The sequence below is a fragment of the Pseudomonas sp. RIT409 genome (genome assembly GCF_003052515.2).
In the GTDB taxonomy this organism is placed as follows: domain Bacteria; phylum Pseudomonadota; class Gammaproteobacteria; order Pseudomonadales; family Pseudomonadaceae; genus Aquipseudomonas.
The window spans coordinates 557,863-572,266 of the sequence record NZ_QARE02000001.1 but is presented as its reverse complement, the minus strand read 5'-3'; the positions used below and the strand labels follow the sequence as shown (position 1 = coordinate 572,266).

The 14,404-nt window shown below is 61.1% G+C and carries 8 protein-coding genes; 3 read left to right on the top strand and 5 right to left on the bottom strand.

What is annotated here, in order from left to right; genetic code table 11:
• Positions 1-171: 171 nt before the first annotated feature.
• From recC to recD, 3 genes are read left to right on the top strand one after another with little or no spacing between them, the layout of a single operon-like run.
• Positions 172-3,657 (top strand): exodeoxyribonuclease V subunit gamma, encoded by a 3,486-nt coding sequence (gene recC / locus DBP26_RS02515; protein WP_108236021.1) that lies wholly within the window; start codon positions 172-174, stop codon positions 3,655-3,657.
• Positions 3,654-7,352, top strand: a complete 3,699-nt coding sequence (recB, locus tag DBP26_RS02510; protein WP_108236020.1) for an exodeoxyribonuclease V subunit beta — start codon at positions 3,654-3,656, stop codon at positions 7,350-7,352. Before recC ends, recB begins: the two co-directional genes overlap by 4 nt.
• Entirely contained in the window at positions 7,349-9,436 is a 2,088-nt protein-coding gene (gene recD, locus DBP26_RS02505) for an exodeoxyribonuclease V subunit alpha (protein WP_108236019.1), read from the top strand. Before recB ends, recD begins: the two co-directional genes overlap by 4 nt.
• A 15-nt stretch (positions 9,437-9,451) precedes the next feature.
• Here recD and DBP26_RS02500 read toward each other — a convergent pair whose 3' ends face one another.
• From DBP26_RS02500 to DBP26_RS02480, 5 genes are all read right to left on the bottom strand, one after another.
• On the bottom strand, positions 9,452-9,724 hold the full coding sequence (locus DBP26_RS02500) for a Rho-binding antiterminator (RefSeq protein ID WP_108236018.1): 273 nt from the start codon (positions 9,722-9,724) through the stop codon (positions 9,452-9,454).
• A 55-nt stretch (positions 9,725-9,779) separates the two neighbouring features.
• A complete protein-coding gene (locus DBP26_RS27440) occupies positions 9,780-11,330 on the bottom strand; it encodes an amino acid ABC transporter permease/ATP-binding protein (protein ID WP_108236017.1) in 1,551 nt (516 codons plus the stop codon).
• A 162-nt stretch (positions 11,331-11,492) separates the two neighbouring features.
• Entirely contained in the window at positions 11,493-12,308 is an 816-nt protein-coding gene (locus DBP26_RS02490; RefSeq protein WP_108236048.1) for an ABC transporter substrate-binding protein, read from the bottom strand.
• A gap of 59 nt (positions 12,309-12,367) precedes the next feature.
• Complete coding sequence (locus tag DBP26_RS02485; RefSeq protein WP_108236016.1) at positions 12,368-13,444, bottom strand: 2-oxoglutarate and iron-dependent oxygenase domain-containing protein; 1,077 nt, start codon at positions 13,442-13,444, stop codon at positions 12,368-12,370.
• A gap of 14 nt (positions 13,445-13,458) precedes the next feature.
• Positions 13,459-14,310 carry a TIM barrel protein gene (locus DBP26_RS02480; RefSeq protein WP_108236015.1) on the bottom strand — a complete coding sequence of 284 codons (852 nt, stop codon included), beginning with the start codon at positions 14,308-14,310 and terminating at the stop codon, positions 13,459-13,461.
• Positions 14,311-14,404 lie beyond the last annotated feature (94 nt).

Below are 14,404 nucleotides of genomic sequence, written 5' to 3'. Positions count from 1 at the left end.
GTAGGTCATCGTCAAGATTCAATTGCAGAACCCCGTTTGCGAAAGCAGACGGGGTTTTGTCTTTTTCGGGATTTGGAAACCGCGGCACACCTTGAGCGGACCTGCGACGCGGCTACAGGTCATGATCCCCCTCTGTTAGTCTTCTCTCTTTCCAATGCCAAGGAAGCACTCATGCCGGTGACATCCCACCTCCAACCAGGGTTCATGGTGATCCATGGCAACAGGCTGGATGAACTGCGCAGCCTGATCGTGTCGTGGATGCGACGTTATCCGCTGGCCCCCCTTGAAAACGAAATCGCGTTGGTCCAAAGCAACGGTATCGCGCAGTGGCTAAAGCTCGCTTTGGCAGAAGACGCGCAAGAGGACGATCTGGGGGGCTGTGGCATTGCCGCCGCTATCGACGTTCAACTGCCGGGCAGTTTCATGTGGCAGTTGTACCGCGCGATTTTGGGAAAAGACGACATACCGGAAACCTCTCTCCTCGATAAAGCGCCCCTCACGTGGCGTTTGATGCGTTTGCTTCCCGCGCTGATCCACCAACCGCATTTTGAACCTTTGCAGCGGTTTTTGACGGCCGACCACGACCTTCGCAAGCGGTATCAGCTCTCGGAACGCCTTGCCGACCTGTTCGATCAATATCAGGTGTACCGAGCCGATTGGCTGGAAGACTGGGCCGCGGGCCGTCATCAATTGAAGAACGTCAGAGGCGAGGGCAAACCGCTGGGTGCGGACAATTGCTGGCAGGCCGAGCTGTGGCGCGCTTTGCTTCACGACGTCGGGGCCGAAGGCATGGCACAGAGCCGAGCGGGGGTGCATCAGCGTTACATGGAGCGTATCCAGGGCTTGACCGCAGCCCCTGCTGGGCTGCCTGCGCGGGTCATCGTCTTCGGGATCTCTTCGCTGCCAGCCCAAGCGCTTGAAGCGCTGGCAGGTCTGGCCCGGTTCAGCCAGGTATTGCTATGCGTCCACAACCCTTGTCGCCATCACTGGGCGGATATCGTCGCTGACAAGGATTTGTTGCGCCATGAATACAAGCGCCAGTCACGCAAGGCAGGCATGCCGGTCGTGATCAATCCTGACGCCCTGCATCAGCATGCGCATCCGCTGTTAGCCGCCTGGGGAAAGCAAGGCCGCGACTACATCAGCCTGCTTGACAGTCATGATGACCCGACAAGTTATCGTTCGATCTTCCAGGATGGCCGCATTGACCTGTTCAGTGAAAGCGATCCACAGACCCTGCTCAACCAATTGCAGGATGACATCCTCGAACTTCGCCCGCTGAGCGAGACCCGGGAGCGGTGGCCGGCCATCGATGTGCGACACGACCGCTCGATCCGCTTCCATGTAGCCCACAGTGCCCAACGGGAGGTGGAGGTTCTTCACGATCAACTTTTGGCACGCTTCAGCGCAGATCCTGAGCTACGGCCTCGCGATGTCATTGTGATGGTCCCGGATATCGACAGTTACGCCCCTCATATCCGTGCCGTATTCGGCCAGATTGATCGGGACGATCGCCGTTTCATTCCTTTCACCTTGGCGGACCAGGGGCAACGGGGTCGCGATCCATTGCTGATCGCGGTCGAGCATTTACTGAACATCCCGGACAGCCGTTTTCCGGTCAGCGAAATTCTCGATTTGTTGGACGTGCCGGCCTTGCGTGCTCGTTTTGGCGTGCACGAGCGGGACCTGCCGACGTTGCACCGATGGATTGAAGGCGCCGGCGTGCGCTGGGGGCTGAACGCCCGGCAGCGTGAAGGCCTCGGTTTACCTGAGGCGCTGGAGCAGAACAGTTGGCATTTCGGTCTGCGCCGTATGCTATTGGGCTATGCCGTAGGCGCCGGGGATGCGTTCGACGGTATTGAGCCCTACGACGAAATCGGCGGGCTGGATGCGGCACTGATCGGCCCGTTAGTCGCTCTGATCGACGCGCTTCAGGTGGCTCACGCAGAGTTGTCACGGCCAGCGACGCCACCCATTTGGGGAGAACGTTTGCAAGCCTTGATGCGCCTATTTTTCAGTGCCGACAGCGAGCACGACGATTACGTGCTCGGCCAACTCGAAACCCTTCGTGAAACTTGGCTGGAGACCTGTGAAACCGTTGCATTGCTGGAAGAATTGCCTTTGACGGTTGTCCGGGAGGCATGGCTCGCGGGCCTGGATCAAGGAAAGCTGTCGCAGCGTTTCCTCGCTGGCTCGGTCAATTTCTGCACATTGATGCCGATGCGTGCGATTCCTTTCAAAGTCGTGTGCCTGCTTGGCATGAATGATGGCGATTATCCGCGGGCCCAACCGCCCTTGGATTTCGACCTCATGGGCAGTGACTACCGCCCTGGCGACCGCTCCCGTCGTGAAGACGACCGCTATCTGTTGCTCGAAGCAGTACTGTCGGCCCGCAAACAGCTCTACATCAGTTGGGTAGGCCGCAGCATCCGGGATAACTCAGAGCGTCCGGCGTCTGTGCTGATCGGCCAATTGCGGGATCACCTTGCCAGCGGCTGGCGGATCGCCAATGCCGTCGAGCCAGAAGACGATCGCAAGCGTGATCCCGGGCAGCAGTTGCTGCATAAGCTGACTCAAGAGCATCCCTTGCAGCCGTTCAGCGCCAAGTATTTTCAGGAGAGTCCGGAGTTCTTCAGTTTTGCTCGGGAATGGCAAACGCTGCATGAGGTGAAAGACCAACGCGGTCCTGAGAAGCCGCTGGCAGTCTATACGCCCGAGGAGCCGCTCAGCCTGATGCAGTTGCAGGACTTTCTACGCAACCCGGTCAAACATTTCTTCAGCCAGCGCCTGAAGATTTTCTTTGAGGTCGCTCAGGCGCCCTTGGCGGATGAAGAGCCATTTGTGCTCGATGCTTTGGAGCGGTACGGATTGAGTGACCGTCTATTGCAAGTCGCGCTGCACGATCCTGAAGGTGGTGAGGACGCACTCAAGGCGCATGCGCTGCGCCTGCAATCCAGTGGTCTGCTGCCGATGGCCGGTTTCGGTGCGCTGTTGCAGGATGAGCTGATCGAGCCTTTGCCGGCGTTGGTTCGCAGGTACCAAGAATTGCTGGCCAAATGGCCAGACCGACTGCAAAGCGCACTTCCGGTAAGCCATGCCCATCAGGGTATCGAACTGGATGGCTGGCTTGACGGCTTGTATCAGAACGCTCAAGGCGAACTGCTCGCCGTGAGCGCCGTTCCCAACGCGATCGGCGGCAAGAAAACCCGGAAATGGCACAGGCTGACCAAGCCCTGGGTCAACCACCTTGTGGCTGGTGCGTGCAACCTGCCACTCACCACTGCGCTGGTCGCCAGTGACGACACTCTGCTGTTGCCGCCGTTGGAACACGCCGAGGCGACCGACATTCTCAACGACCTGCTACTGGCGTGGCAGCACGGGATGCAACGCCCTTTGCCTGTTGCTGTAAAGACGGCGTTTGCCTGGTTGGGCCAAGGCGACCCTGCCAAGGCAGAGGCCGCAGCGCGCAAGACGTATGAAGGCGATGGTCAGGCTGTACGTGGCGAATGCGCCGACAGCCCGGCCCTCGCGCGGCAATTTCCTGACTTCGATGCCTTGCTCGACAGTGAAGAATTCGCGGGTTGGTGCGAAGCCCTCTACAAACCGCTTTACGATGCGCCCTGGCAATCGTTGTCTGGCGAGGAGGGTAGAGCATGACCCCTACGCAGCCACCTCTGGCCCTGCGTTTTCCACTCAAGGGCAGCCAGTTGATCGAGGCCAGCGCCGGCACGGGCAAGACCTTTACGATTTCCGCGCTGTATCTGCGTCTTGTACTCGGTCACGGCGACGCGGTCTCGGGTTTCGGCCGCGAGCTGTTACCGCCGCAGATTCTGGTGGTCACCTTCACCGATGCTGCCACTAAAGAATTACGCGACCGCATCCGCACGCGGCTCGCCGAAGCCGCCCGTTTCTTCCGGGAGGAGATCGTTGCCTCGGATGCCTTGCTCGAAGATTTGCGCCGCAGTTTCCCTCAGGAACAATGGGCCGGTTGCGCTAGCCGGCTGGACATCGCGGCGCAGTGGATGGATGAGGCAGCGGTGTCGACCATTCACAGTTGGTGCCAGCGCATGTTGCGCGAGCATGCATTCGACAGTGGCAGCCTGTTCACTCAGAGCCTGGAAACCGACCACACCGATTTGCTAAGTGAAGTGCTGCGCGATTATTGGCGCAAATTCTGTTATCCCATGAGCGGCGACGCGCTCGAATGGGTGCGGCAGAACTGGGCTGGTCCCGCCGCGCTGCTGCCGCGGGTTCGCGCGATGTTCGGCAGCCCTCGGGCTGAGGTCACACAGACTCCGACGCAGTTGATCGAGGCCGCGATGCAGGAACGTCGTCAACGCCTGCAAACCCTCAAGGCTCCGTGGGCGAACTGGGCTGCGGAACTGCACGCCATCTGTATCGATGGCGTCAACTGCAAGGTGGTCGATGGCCGCAAAATGCAGGAACGCTACTTCAAACCCTGGTTCGACAAGCTGATCGCGTGGGCCAACGACGACCAGCAGGAACAGCTCGATCTGGGCACAGGCTTTACTCGCCTGACTCCGGAGGGTATTGCCGAAGCATGGAAAAGCAATGCGCCGACGCATCCTGCGTTCGAGGCCATGGTTGAACTGAAAGTCGCTCTGGACACCTTGCCCACACCGGACGCCGCTGTGCTGGAGCACGCCGCCCAGTGGGTCGGTGCGCGATTCGAAGAAGAGAAACGCCGCCGTGCGGAAATGGGCTTCGATGACATGTTGCTGCGCCTGGATGCGGCATTGCGCGGCGCGGGGGGCGAGCGCCTGGCGACCCTGATTCGCGAGCAGTTTCCGGTGGCGCTCATCGACGAGTTCCAGGACACCGACCCTGTCCAATACCGTATTTTCGACAGTATTTACCCGCTGGAAGCCAGTGATGAACACACTGGGCTGTTCTTGATCGGTGACCCTAAGCAGGCGATCTATGCTTTCCGCGGCGCCGATATTTACACCTATTTGCGCGCACGGACCGCCACCGAGGGTCGATTGCACACCTTGGGAACCAACTTCCGCTCCAGCCACGCCATGGTGGAGGCGGTGAACCACGTGTTCTTGCGTGCAGAAGACAACCCTAGCGGACGTGGGGCATTTCTCTTTCGTGCTGTCGACGTCAATCCCGTTCCCTTCACGCCGGTAGGTTCACAAGGCCGCAAAGAGCAGTTTCAGGTGGATGGCAACACGGTCGCCGCGCTGAACGTCTGGCAGTTGCAGAGCGATCAACCCGTTTCGGGAGCCGTCTATCGACAGCAGCTGGCGGCCAGTTGCGCCAGCGAGATCGTGCGCCTGCTCACTGCCGGACAGCAAGGCCGTGCAGGTTTTTCCAAACCCGGCGAACCCCTGGCCGGGCTGAAGCCTGCTGACATCGCTATTCTGGTGCGCGACGGGAAAGAAGCGCAGGCGGTGCGTGAGCAGTTGTCTCGCCGAGGTGTACGCAGCGTCTACCTGTCCGACAAGGATTCGGTGTTCGCCTCGCAAGAGGCTCACGACGTGCTGGCCTGGCTCAAGGCTTGCGCGGAACCCGACGCCGAACGCACGCTTCGCGCCGCTTTGGCGTCGATCACGCTGAACCTGCCGCTCGCTGAGCTCGAGCGGCTCAACCAGGATGAACTGGCGTGGGAAAGCCGGGTCATGCAGTTCCGCGACTATCGCCGTCTCTGGCGCACCCAAGGCGTGCTGCCCATGCTGCGCCGCCTGCTGCACGACTTCGAATTGCCGCAGGTCTTGATGCAACGCAGCGACGGTGAACGGGTGCTCACCAACCTGCTGCACCTGTCCGAACTGATGCAGCGCGCTGCCGCCGAGCTTGACGGCGAGCAGGCGCTCATACGTCATCTGAGCGAGCATCTGGCGATGGCCGGTCAGGCCAATGAAGAACAGATTCTGCGCCTTGAAAGCGACGAGCAATTGGTGAAGGTGGTGACCATCCACAAATCCAAGGGGCTCGAATACCCCTTGGTATTTCTGCCCTTCATTTGTTCGAGCAAACCGGTGGACGGCAGTCGCCTGCCGTTGCATTTCCACGACGCCGATGGCCAGGCGCAGGTCAGCCTGAACCCCACGGCGGCGCTGATCGAACAGGCTGACGACGAACGCCTCTCCGAAGACCTGCGCTTGCTTTACGTTGCCTTGACGCGTGCGCAGCACGCCTGTTGGCTGGGGGTTGCCGACCTCAAGCGCGGGAACACAAAAGGCTCGATCCTGCATCGCTCGGCGCTGGGCTATCTGCTCGGCGGTGGCGAGGCGTTGGCCGAATCCACCGCGTTGGCTCAGTGGCTCCAGGCCCTCGTTGAAAACCAGCCAACGATGCGCGTTGAGCCGGTGCCGGTCCCGACCGACGAGACCTTCAATCCACCGCCCAGCGAAGTGGCATTGAGCAAGCCTCGTCTTCCCAAACGCAGTGCCCGGGAAAACTGGTGGATCGCTTCCTATAGCGCCTTGCGCATCGGTGACGTCATCACCGACAGTGGCGATCAGTCCCCGGAAAACCCGCAGGCGCAGAAGCTGTTCGACGACGAACGCCTCGACCCGGATGCGCCGCGGGAGGCGCAAGCCAGTAGCGGCGACATTCATCGCTTCCCTCGTGGTCCGAATCCTGGAACGTTCTTGCATGGCTTGCTTGAGTGGGCAGGGGAAAAGGGCTTTTCCACGGTCGCGAACGATCCGGCGGCGTTGAATAAGATGGTCGGCCAGCGTTGTGCTCGACGCGATTGGACAGGCTGGATCGAAACCCTGAGCGACTGGCTTGCCCACCTGCTGAACATGCCTTTGCGGCTCGGGACAGACGTCCTGCCCATTGCGCTGAGTCAGCTCGATCAGCCCAATCAGTACCGGGTCGAAATGGAGTTCTGGTTTGCCTGCTCGAAAGTCGACGTGGCGCAAATGGACGCGCTGGTTCGCCGTTACACCCACGGGGGCGCGCCTCGGGCTGCTGCGGAAACCGTGTCGCTCAACGGCATGTTCAAGGGCTTCATCGACCTGACCTTTGAGCATCAGGGTCGCTATTACGTGGCTGATTACAAATCCAACTGGCTGGGGGCCGACGATGAGGCGTACACCCCGGCGGCGATGGAAAGCGCCATTTTGGAAAGCCGCTACGACTTGCAATATGTGCTCTACCTGCTCGCCCTGCACCGCCAGCTCAAGGCGCGGCTGGCCGGATACGACTACGACCGGCATATGGGGGGCGCGGTGTATCTGTTCGTCCGAGGCAGCCGCTCAGCCAGTCGGGGCGCGTGGTTCACACGGCCCCCGCGCGAGTTGATCGAAAACCTGGATCGGCTGTTTCAGGGTAATGCCGTTGCGCGGGAAGACGCGCTGTCAGGAGACTTCGCATGACCCGCACGTTTGCCCATCTGTTGCCCACGCCGCTGGATGCCGAGCGTCTGGCCACGCTCGCCCCTCTGAGCCGCGTCGATGACCTGCTGTTGCTGCTGGAGCGCTGGGTGGAACGTGGTTGGCTCCGCGCGCTCGACAAGGCATTTGTGGCGTTTCTCGCGGACCTGGACCCGGCCGCCGATCCGCTGGTGCTGCTGGCAGCGGCGCTGACCAGCCACCAGCTCGGCCATGGTCACGTCTGCCTGGATCTGTACGAAACCCTTAAAGAACCCGACTTTGCCCTTTCGTTGCCCCCTGAGGGCGATGTGCTTTCCACGCCGATGCTGTTGCCGTCCGCGCTGCTCAGGACGCTGGATGGCGCAACCTGGTGCCAGGCATTGGCGCGCAGCCCATTGGTGGCCAAGGGCGACGATGCCAGCGAAGCGGCGGCTCAAAAGCCTTTGGTGTTGGCCGACCGTCGCTTGTACCTGCGGCGGTACTGGACGTACGAACGCCGGATCGACGCTGCGCTGCAGCGCCGCCTCTCTCACATGGAGTCTGCGCCAAGCGACTTGCGGCAGCGCCTGGACGCGTTGTTCGGCCCGGTCGATGCGGCGCCGGATGCGCTGATCGATTGGCAGAAGCTGGCCTGTGCCGTGGCCACTCGTGGAGCATTCAGCATCATCACCGGAGGGCCGGGGACCGGCAAAACCACGACCGTGGTGCGCTTGCTGGCGTTGTTGCAGTCGCCTGCGGTCGAAGGGGGTAAACCGCTGCGCATCCGCCTTGCCGCGCCGACGGGGAAAGCGGCGGCCCGGCTGACCGAGTCCATCAGCGTTCAGGTGCGCGATCTGAAAGTGCCGGAACTCGTTCGGCAGAAGATTCCCCATGAGGTCACGACCGTCCACCGTTTGCTGGGCAGTCGACCTGGCACGCGACATTTCCGCCATCACGCAGGCAATCCGTTGCCGCTGGATGTGTTGGTGGTCGACGAAGCGTCCATGATCGACCTGGAGATGATGGCCAACGTGCTGGACGCATTACCCCCCCACGCGCGTATGGTTTTGTTGGGTGACAAAGATCAGTTGGCGTCGGTCGAGGCGGGGGCTGTGCTGGGCGACCTCTGCCGCGACGCGGAGGCCGGCATGTACAGCCCGCAGACGCAGGCCTGGCTGGAGGCGGTCAGCGGGGAGGATCTAGCGAAGAGCGGCTTGCAAACAGGCGATGCTCAGCGCCACGCCCTGGCGCAGCAGGTCGTGATGTTGCGCCATTCCCGGCGTTTCGGAGAGGGCAGCGGTATCGGTCAGTTGGCCAGCCGAGTCAACCGGCAGGAGGATCAGCAGGCGCGCTCGCTGTTGGTGGAGGGGGGCTATCGGGATCTGTACTCGCTGGTGCTCAAGGGCGAGCAGGACCGGGCGTTGTCACGGTTGCTGCTCGACGGCCATGGAAACGGTCCGCAGGGCTACCGTCACTACTTGGAGCTGATGCGAGCGCGTCGGCCGCTGGAGCTGACGTCTATCGAAGATCCCCGCTGTGTGGAATGGGCGCGCCAGGTTCTTCACGCCTTCGACGAGTTCCAGCTGCTATGCGCCGTGCGCAAGGGGCCTTGGGGCGTCGAAGGGTTGAACCAGCGCATCACTCAGACGCTGTTTGCGTCGGAGCTGATCGAGAGCGATCAACAGTGGTACGAAGGCCGTCCGGTGTTGATGACGCGCAACGACTACGGGCTGGGCTTGATGAACGGCGATATCGGCATTGCCTTGCGCTTGCCCGAGGGCCCGGTGGAAGAGCGCCGCACCGCGTTGCGGGTGGCCTTCCCGCGCAATGACGGTGAGGGTGGCGTACGCTTCGTCTTGCCGAGTCGACTCAACGATGTGGAAACGGTCTACGCCATGACGGTGCACAAGTCCCAAGGCTCGGAATTCGCGCACACCGCGCTGATTCTGCCGGAGGCGCTCAACCCGGTGCTGACCAAAGAGCTGATCTACACCGGGATCACGCGGGCCAAGCACTGGTTTAGCCTGATCGAGCCACGTCAGGGCGTGTTCGAGGAGGCGCTGCGGCGCAAGGTCAAGCGTTTGAGCGGGTTGATGCTCGGCCTGTAGCTGGACAGGCCGGCGTCACGTTGCGCAAAAGGCATTGCTCAGGTCCACCCTCCCGAAGCTGGCGCCCTCGTCCAACGGGGTGATGGCGGCCAATTGGTCCAAACGTACATCGTCCAGTCCCTCGGCGAATTGCAGGAATTCTTCCTTGCTGGGGGCGGTGCGCGTCGTGACCGGTCGGCCCTCGAAGTGCGTGCCGTCGACCAACTCGACCTTCAGGCGATAAGCGTGCATGCAGGCGATCTCCAGGTAGTCGTAGAGATCGCAATTGAGGGGTGTGTATCGATCCATGGCAAATTCCCGGGCGGCGTGATGCTTTATACGGCGTGTGCATCACGATAGCCGCTCAGGCTTCTTTGCGCACCGGCGCCGACGGGATGTCCAGGCTTTCCAGGCCCATGAACTGGCGCACCCGCTCACCACACTGGTTGCCACGGATGGCCTGCGGCGATGCGTCAACCTGCACCACGCCGTTTTCCATGAAGATGACCCGGTCGGAAATCGACAGCGCGAAGTCCATTTCGTGAGTCACGATCAGCATGGTCATCCCGTCTTTCGCCAGGTCGCTGATTACCTTGAGCACATCGCCCACCAGCTCCGGGTCCAGCGCCGAAGTGGGTTCGTCGAACAGCATGATGTCCGGATCCATTGCCAGTGCCCTGGCAATCGCTACCCGCTGTTGCTGTCCGCCGGAAAGCTGGTGGGGGTATTTGTGGGCGTGGGCCAGCAAGCCGACTTTGTCCAGCAGGGCATAGGCGCGTTGTTCGCTGATGGCTTTGTCACGGCCGTGGTAACGCGGCGCGAGGGTCACGTTGTCGAGGATGGTGCGATGGGGGAACAGGTTGAAATTCTGGAACACCATCCCGATGCGCTGTACGCCGTTGCGGATCTGCCGCGCAGTGGGGCTGTCACCGGCATGAATGTAGCCTTCGCCGAAGAGAATGATCTCGCCTTTATCGATGCTTTCCAGGCTGTTGACGGTGCGAATCAGCGACGTCTTGCCGGACCCGGACGGGCCGATGATCGAGATGACCTGGCCCGGATTGACGTCCAGGTCGATCCCCTTGAGCACCTCATGCTGACCATAGCTCTTATGGATGTTCACCAGTTGCAGCGCAGGGGCCGAACCCGGCCCGGTCTGAGGCTGGCGCGCCTTGATGGGGTGGGTGACCAGAGAGGATCGCAGACGCGCCACTGCATTGTCGTCCAGCGTCTGGGGTTTGCGATTGTTCAGTTCCAGATGTTGTTCCAACCAGTGAAACAACCAGCCGAACACGGTCACGATCATCACGTAATACACCGCCACCGCTGCCAAGGTCTCCATGACCAGGAAGTTCTGCGCATACAGGCGTTGGCCGACCGTGAGCAGCTCGGTCAGGGAAATCACAGACACCAGCGAGGTCAGTTTCACCACCGTGATGTATTCGTTGATCAGCGTGGGCAACGAGATGCGGAAGGCTTGCGGAATGACGATCAGGCGCTGCATGCCGATCAGCCCCACGCCCAGCGCGCGGCCTGCTTCTTTTTGCCCCTTGGCGACCGAAATCAGACCGCCTCGGTGAATTTCGGCCATGTAGGCCGCTTCCGTGACGACCAGCGCCAAAAGGCCGGAGTAGAACGGATTGGACAACACCTCGCGGGTGGCAGGCACCATTTGCGGGAGGTTGTAGGTAAAGATCACCATGACCAGCAGCGGAACACTGCGGAAGAACCAGATATAAAGCGACGCGGGCACGCTCAGCCAGCGCGCGGTCGAGAGTTTGGCCGACGCCAGGAGGAAGCCCAGCAGCATGCCGATGAACCAGCCCAGCGCACTGAGCTCGATGACGGTGATGCAGGATTCCCAGAAGTCGGAGACCGAAAACAGCGAAAAAAAGTAGGACCATTCAAATTGCATAACACACCTCGGCGGGGCATGACCCAGCGGGGAAAATCTCTATCGAACAGGGTTCCTGTAGGCGCGCGCTTGCCCGCGATGACTTTCGTTCAGACACAGTTTCATAATCTGACACGACGCATCGCGGGCAAGGGCGCTCCTACAGGGGTGAAGCCTCAGCCGTCAGTTACTCGGCTCTTCCAGGTTGTACTTTTTCAGCAACGCCGCGTATTCACCGGATTTCTTGGTTTCATCGAAGGCTTTGAGCAGTGCCTGATACAGCTCTTCATTACCCTTCTTCACATAGATGCCGAGGGTCTGCTGGTAGATCGAGTGTTCGGTGCTGACCATCACGCGACCCTTGGTGCGCTCGGCGATCATCCCGGCGGCGCCGTCGATTTCCACCTGCGCTTGCACGTTGCCGGACAATAGGGCCTGGGTCACTTCGGGAGCCGAGGGGAATTCGCTGACCGCTATCGCGCCTTTATTGTTCGGCACGCAGTAGTCGGTTGACAGCTTGTTGAACTGCGCCACCCAGGTGGTGCCCTTTTCCAGGCCGACTTTGAGGCCGCAGAGGTCCTCCGGCACCTTGGGTTTGATGGGGCTGTCCTTGAGCACCATGATCGCAGCGCCCGTCTTGGCGTAGGCGATGGTCTGGGCCTGGGTCTGGCGCTCAGGCGTGATGTACATGCCCGAGATGATCGCGTCGTAATGGCCGGCGTTCAGGCTGAGGATCAGGCTGGAAAATTTGGTATCAACGAATTCGGCCTTCAGCCCCATGTGCTTGGCCAGCAGGCGGGACAGATCCGGATCGGAGCCGACGACGTTTTTCTTTTCGTCGTAGGATTCGAACGGTGGATAGGTGATTTCCATACCGACCTTGAACTGGCCGGGCGTCACGGTGCTGGCTGCCTGGGCCGCCGTGCCGAAAACAGCGGCGCCGAGTAGGGCGGTGGTCAGAACGCTCAGGCGAACAGCAGTGTTCAAAGTGTTGCGCATCGTCGGTGACTCCACGTCAGGAAAGTAAGGCACGGTGTAGTGAGAGGTGCTGGGGGGCATCAGGACGCGTCCTGTGCCTGGTTTTTCAAGTGGCCGAAGCTCGAAGGCTTGCGGGCCTTTTCGTACAGTTTCAGCTCGCCGCTTTCGACCTTGCGCCGCAGGTACTGGTAGGTCTGCAGGGCTTGGCCGAACATGTGTTCACCAATGGTGATCGCTTCATATTCCTGATTGCCGTTGTCGAATTGAGGCAGCGGCTTGATCTGCGTGTGGAAATCGCAGGCGAAGAACAGCGGGAACGAATAGCGTTCTTCGCTGACCGTTCGTACCCGGTGAGCCGTAGCAACGAACGTACCAGCGGTCATCACCTCCAGCATGTCGCCAATGTTGACCACGAAGGCGCCCTCCACCGGTGGCGCATCGATCCATTGGCCCAGATCGTTCATCACTTCAAGCCCCGGCTTGTCGGCCAGAAGCATGGTGAAGCATTCGTAATCGGTGTGTGCACCAATACCGGGCGCGTCCTGCGCGGCGTCATCGAAGGGGTAGTGAATCAGACGCAGCTTGGACGGCGGCCGGGTGACCATCGCGTCGAAGTAACCTTCTTCCAGCCCCAACGCCAGGGCGAAGCCGTCGAACAGCCGTCGGCCCAGCGCGAAGACCGCTGCGTAGTAGGCTTCGACGGCTGGACGGAAGCCAGGCAGGTCAGGCCACTCGTTGGCGCCAATCAACGGCGTTTTGGCGATCACCAGCGGGTCCTCATCGCCTACCTCGAACCCGATGTCGAAGGCTTCCTTGTGATCCGGCTTGCCTTTGGCATACACCTCTTCGCCCTCGGGCACGAAGCCTTTGTGGCTGCGGGATGTGCCGATGTAATGCTGCATCTTGTAGTCGAGGGACTGGGCGAACAGGTCTTTGGCCGCCTGACGCAGTCCGGCGATCAACGCTGGGTCGATACCGTGATTCTTGACGTAGAGGAAGCCGACCTCCCGAGCGGCCTTGCCCAGCTCGTCGGCCACGGCCTGACGATCGGCAATGTCGGCGCTGTACAGGCCGGCGATGTCCACCACCGGAATGCTGTTGAAGTTGGCGACCCTGGGTTCGGCTGCTGCGGCATCCGGGCGAGACTGATCAACCATGGCGGAAACGCTCCTTATCGGCTTGTTGTGTGGATGAAGCGCTGAAAGTGCTCTCGCTCGGCTTGGCCCATCCAGGTGTTCAGCGACCAAAGATCGGCCACCGGGACGTTGGTGAAGGGCAGGTGATGGAGATAACCGTCTGCGCCGAATTCCGGAGTCAGCGTCGTGGCTTCATAGCCCCGCGCCTGTTGGGATTTCCAGACCGCCTCCCAGTGCTGCTGATGGAACGCGAGCTCGGCGGCGCGTTCGGGGGCGGCAGGGTGCGGCACTTGCGGACCCTGGTCGTAGCCGACCCGGGCTTGAATGTGATGAACGCGTTCGACGAAGGCGCTCAAGTCGTCTTCCGGGTCGTCGAGCAGCCGCTCGCAGGTGACGATCCAGTGGCTGATGTCGCTGGTAAAGCGCAGGTCGGGCAACTGGCGGATCAGTTCAAGCGTGACCCACGGGTTGAACAGCGAGCGGGCGCGGTGAGTCTCGAAGGTGACGGGCTGGCCGTGCTTGCGCGCCAGTTCAAGCGCCTGGCCAAAGAACTCGACTTGCTGCGGTAACTGCCAGCGGTCATTACCGGCCAGTACGTTGACGAAGCGCGGTGCCAGTTCGCTGGACCAAGCGAGCTTCTTTTCAAGGTCGTTCAGGTGCTCGGTGACGGTGGCCGACTGCTCGGGGAGCACGTCATAGGCGGTGAAAACGGTGGCGATGTACGGCAGTTGGTTGGCCCGCAGGAAAGCACTGAATTCCGCGCGTTCGACCGGCGTCAACGGCAGACGCGCTTCCATGCCGTCGAAGCCGGCGTCCAGCAGCTCATCGAGCGCCTGAGCCTTGCTGGCGGTGTAGCCCCACATCGTGCGGAAGATTTCCAGTTTCATCGAACGTCCCCAAAGATTGCATCAAGCGCGACTCAAGACATGGCTCCGCCGCGGCGCGGGCCGGAACGGGATACAACGGCAGTCACAACTGAAA

Coding starts and splice junctions, on each gene's coding strand:
- recC (WP_108236021.1), top strand. CDS start 172: ATGCCGGTGACATCCCACCTCCAACCAGGGTTCATGGTGATCCATGGC.
- recB (WP_108236020.1), top strand. CDS start 3,654: ATGACCCCTACGCAGCCACCTCTGGCCCTGCGTTTTCCACTCAAGGGC.
- recD (WP_108236019.1), top strand. CDS start 7,349: ATGACCCGCACGTTTGCCCATCTGTTGCCCACGCCGCTGGATGCCGAG.
- DBP26_RS02500 (WP_108236018.1), bottom strand. CDS start 9,724: ATGGATCGATACACACCCCTCAATTGCGATCTCTACGACTACCTGGAG.
- DBP26_RS27440 (WP_108236017.1), bottom strand. CDS start 11,330: ATGCAATTTGAATGGTCCTACTTTTTTTCGCTGTTTTCGGTCTCCGAC.
- DBP26_RS02490 (WP_108236048.1), bottom strand. CDS start 12,308: ATGCGCAACACTTTGAACACTGCTGTTCGCCTGAGCGTTCTGACCACC.
- DBP26_RS02485 (WP_108236016.1), bottom strand. CDS start 13,444: ATGGTTGATCAGTCTCGCCCGGATGCCGCAGCAGCCGAACCCAGGGTC.
- DBP26_RS02480 (WP_108236015.1), bottom strand. CDS start 14,310: ATGAAACTGGAAATCTTCCGCACGATGTGGGGCTACACCGCCAGCAAG.